A 3934-nucleotide genomic window follows, 5' to 3' on the forward strand; every position below is an offset into this window, starting at 1 on the left:
CGCCCGACCGCCACGCGCTGACCCTGCGGCGACCGCACGGATCGGGGCAACGGCGGGACCGGCGCCGTGACAGGGCCATTTCCTGACCGTTCGGACCATGATGGCGGTTTTACGCTGCTGGAACTGCTGGTGGCGCTGGTGGTGTTCGGTATTGTGCTGGCGGGTCTTACGCAGGGCACGCGCTCCGGCCTGACCCTGTTCCAGCGCCAGCGGGCCGTACTGTCCACCAGCGGCCAGCTGGCGGAAACCGACCAGTTGCTCCGCCACATTATCGAGGAAGCGGAACCCGGCAGTCAGGACGACACCCACACCCTGACAGGCACGGCGCACGCCATCGCCCTGCGCGGTCATGTACCCACCGGGATCGCGCCTTCCGCCCTGGCGCGCCTGTCCGACCTGCGGCTGTCGCTGGAGGGGCATGATCTGGTCCTGACATGGCTTGCCCACCGGCACGCCATTGCCCTGGCCCCGCGCCCGCCACCCCGGCAGGCCGTTCTCATGCCCGGCGTATCAGGCTGGAGATCAGCTACTTTGCCCATGGGCAGTGGCTTGCCTCATGGGGCGCGGACCAGTTGCCCGATCTTGTGCGCATCCGCATCTTCCCGGCCGATGAACCGGACCGGCACTGGCCGGACATCGTCATTTCGCCCATGCGCGCCCGCCATGACTGAAAACGGATTTGAAGGGACAGGCAGATTCCACGCCACTACGGGCATCCCGTTCCCTTTTCATGCGTTAGCCAGTGCGACCCGGATCGTAAGCCGACACCACGGCCATCATGACGGGCGCAATATCCTGATAGTCCGGATTATGCCCGTCATCGCGCGCTGGTCCGTGTCATCACCATTACCGTCATGTCCGTTCAGGCGACGGACGGCGTGGCGCGTCACGCCCCCATAGCGGAGCATCACGAATGCCCACAGGCCCCCAGTTTCACGATCGCTACCGCACGATTGATGAACCCCGCATCCTTGACGCCATCATGCTGCTGGGCTGGGCTTTCCATGAGCCCACGGACACCATCCGCATGGCGGCACGCCGGGCGCTTGGGGACTGGATAAAGGGGGGGCTGGGCGTACGCATGACCCCACGGGGCGCGCGCCTGTTCGACCCGGTCGAGGTTGTGTACCACCTGAAAAATGCCGGGCGGCTGGGGCAGGATGATTTCTGGGGCGCTCATTACGTCACGACCAGCCGGCGGCTGGTTGAAGAACTGCGCACCCGCCCGCCGGGCAGGCTGGACATGACCCTGCGCCGCCGTTTCCGCCTGCGCGGGGTCATGCCGGGTCGGACCCTGCGCCTGCGCATGCCCCTGCCACTGGCCAGCCGCTGCAACACGCTTGATATCCAGCCGCTGGACATGCCCGAAGGCGGGACATACGTGCTGGCGGATGGCAGGCTGGAGCTTCACCTTCGCGCCACGGAGGGCGCGCAGGCCTGGCTTGGCGCACGGGTCGGTTTTACGCCACGACCGACCGTAACGGAGGATGCTCCCCCCGATCCCGCCCTTTACCTGAAACCGGCGGAAGGACTGATCCGCATTACGGAACCGGTTGCCGCACTCTCCCGGCATCTGGCCGGGACACAGCCGCCCGGATATGCGGTGCGCGCCTTCTGGGATTTCATTCTCGATACCTTTCTGGCCGGCCCCGTGCATTATGACCAGATTCCCGCCGATACGCCGCTGGACTGGGTTCTGGCCAGCGGATGTTGTGACTGCCATCTGGCATCGGCGCTGCTTGTGGCCCTTTGCCGGGCGCGCGGCATTCCGGCGCGGCTGGTCAGTGGCAATTTCGTTTATCCCCGTTCCCCCACCATGCATTACTGGGCTGAAATCCATCTGGACGATCATGGCTGGCTGCCCTTTGATTTCATGAGCTGGGATCTGTCACGCGGTGGACAGGACGCGGACTGGCGCGACTGCTTTTCTGGCCGGGTTGACGCCCGCCTCATCAGCCAGTGCCTGCCCCGCGCCTGTACCGGACCGATCGGCATACCCATCTCCCCGGACTGGCGTGTTCTCCAGACCGCCGAAGGCGGGGCCGTGAAGATCGACCTGGTGGATCTGGACGGGCATTCCCTGCACACGGATTACGTGACGGTGGAAACAGAAAACAGGCTGGAAAAAGAAACAGTAAGATATATGGCAAAAACATAACTCAAATATTTCGAATGATATTTTGCCCTGCAACATTCCCGCAGGCATCGCGTTGCCAGTATTTGTAATCCCGCTCCATCAATACAGGTGAGAATGCAATGCTGTACGAATTCAGACTTGCGGAAATCGTGCCCCAGATGTCAGGCGCCACGATTGAATGCGTTTACGCCACCATGGGTGACAGGCTGCGCGCGGGCGCGAAACTGCTGGATCTGAGCGTGGACCTGAGCAGCGCCTTCGCACAGGAATGCCCGCCGGTTTCCTATTACCGGCTGGTGCTGCGCGAAGCCGTCTGCCTGCGCCAGCTGGATGCCACACCCGGACAGCATCATGCGCTGGGCGCGCGGATCGCCCTGTTCAGCACCGACCCGGACGAGGCGCTGGACGGACCGGTGGAACGGCAGGTGCGCTGCACCGTGGCCGGGATCATCCACCATGAAGCCATGTGGAGCGGGGGGTGCCTGGCATGACCGCCCTTCCCCTGCGTTTCGGCCCCCTGAAGGCCGACAGCTACAACATCGTACGCGCCGGTGTGCGCTGGCTGGTGGAAGATGGCCAGACCTGCCGCGCCAACCAGCCCATCGGGTACTGCAACATAAGCCTCGAACCCACCGGCGCGCGCCTGAGTTCCGCCCCCACCTTTGCCGAGGAGCAGGACATACAGGTCGTCTTCGCCCCGCGCGTGGCCGGGCGGCTTTCCATCTCGCCGGACATGGCGCGTGGCGGCTATCTCAGCACCCGCGCCATTGATGCCTGGAATCCCGACACCGTGGCCGCCCGGATCACGCCGGACACCCCGCCCGACATGCCCGACGCCGGGCGCTGCGCCTGATGGTCGTGGCGGGGCGACGGATGACACGGCTGGCCGATGTCCATTCCGGCCTGCTTTCGGGCTGGTACAGCCGCAGCCGGGGGTGGTGGTGCGAGAACAATGATTCCCCGCTGACATTGCTGAGCATGGGCGTGTGCGACGCCACGGGGGTGATCCTGGGTGAAAAATGCGGTTTTCTGGACATGTTCGAGACCGCCGCCCGGGCGGCGACGCAATGCGTGTTCGTGCCCGATCACCCTCTGGCCCCATGCGCGCCGATCCTGCTGGAACAGCTTGAACGCACGCCAGCACAGTTCAGCGCCATTGCCGAAGATCTGCGCCTTTTCCTTGGCCGCCCCGGCATCCACCCCACGGCGGAGGACTGGATATTCGCAGGCACGCTGCTTTCGGTGTTGCGCCATACCCCCCTGAAGGACCGGCTCGATATTTTCTCGGATACGGGCACGCACCGCCTGCCGCCCGCCAATGCCGTGCTGATGTCACTGAACGTGGAGCCCCAGTCCATCCTGCGCCATCGCACGCTGGGCTATCATGTCCATATCATGCGCCACCATCTGGCAGGTGCGGGGCCTGCCGTGCGGGCATGGCTGTCCGCCGCGTTCGAGCCCGTGCGGCGGACATTGGACGTGATCCGGCACGATTACGAAAAGCTGGTGGACACGCTGGCGCGCACGACAGGCGGGCGTATCCTGATCCTGAACCGCATGTCCACATCCGGTTATGAGGACATATCGAACTATTCCGCCTTCGATGCCCCCATGAGCGCTACGCTCTCGAACATCGCGGCCAAGGAACAGAACCTGATGCTGCACGACATAAGCGAGACACGCGGCCTTGCCGTCATTGATGTCGATGCGCTGGCGGCCGAACTGGGCGGCGGGCTGCACCTGCCCGACGGAATCCACCAGAGCGGCCGCATGCAGATGGAACTGCGCCATGAAATC

At 64.5% G+C, this 3934-nt stretch carries 5 protein-coding genes; all 5 read left to right on the forward strand.

Features of this window, described 5'->3' with window-relative positions; translation table 11 throughout:
• Positions 1-66 precede the first annotated feature (66 nt).
• Entirely contained in the window at positions 67-900 is an 834-nt protein-coding gene (locus tag JCM25156_RS27975; protein ID WP_084296502.1) for a prepilin-type N-terminal cleavage/methylation domain-containing protein, read from the forward strand.
• Positions 901-913: 13 nt separating this feature from the next.
• Positions 914-2158, forward strand: coding sequence for a transglutaminase-like domain-containing protein (locus tag JCM25156_RS10655; protein WP_025813071.1), 1245 nt, complete (start codon positions 914-916; stop codon positions 2156-2158).
• A gap of 98 nt (positions 2159-2256) precedes the next feature.
• A complete protein-coding gene (locus tag JCM25156_RS10660; protein WP_025813072.1) occupies positions 2257-2628 on the forward strand; it encodes a hypothetical protein in 372 nt (123 codons plus the stop codon).
• Complete coding sequence (locus JCM25156_RS29945) at positions 2625-2990, forward strand: hypothetical protein (RefSeq protein ID WP_199898853.1); 366 nt, start codon at positions 2625-2627, stop codon at positions 2988-2990. The genes JCM25156_RS10660 and JCM25156_RS29945 overlap by 4 nt, the downstream gene beginning before the upstream one ends.
• Positions 2990-3934: hypothetical protein (locus JCM25156_RS23495; RefSeq protein ID WP_199898854.1), on the forward strand; the 945-nt coding region annotated here is incomplete at its 3' end. The genes JCM25156_RS29945 and JCM25156_RS23495, both read left to right, overlap by 1 nt.

The sequence above is a fragment of the Komagataeibacter kakiaceti JCM 25156 genome, from assembly GCF_000613305.1.